This window comes from Pseudoalteromonas sp. S4492, from assembly GCF_005886115.1.
GTDB classification, from domain to species: domain Bacteria; phylum Pseudomonadota; class Gammaproteobacteria; order Enterobacterales; family Alteromonadaceae; genus Pseudoalteromonas; species Pseudoalteromonas gelatinilytica.
On the sequence record NZ_PNCP01000309.1, the window covers coordinates 1 to 230 of the forward strand.

The 230-nt window shown below is 53.0% G+C and carries 1 protein-coding gene; it reads left to right on the forward strand.

The window, feature by feature from the left end; all coding sequences use genetic code 11:
- The coding region (locus CWC28_RS21685) for a class I SAM-dependent methyltransferase (protein WP_138625780.1) at positions 1–230 on the forward strand (230 nt) is incomplete at both ends.

The following is a 230-nucleotide window of genomic DNA, read 5'->3' on the forward strand; positions in this document are numbered from 1 at the left end:
GAAAACAAGCTGGATCTGATTTGTCGCAAGTTACAGTTGGAGCCCGGACAAACCCTGCTGGATATTGGCTGTGGGTGGGGTGGACTGGCTCGATACGCTGCAGAGAACTATGGCGTAGAAGTGACCGGGCTTACCATATCAAAAGAGCAACAGCAGTTGGCGCAGGAGAGGTGTAAAGGGTTGCCTGTCACGATCCTGCTCCAGGATTACCGTTCGCTGACTGGCAAGTT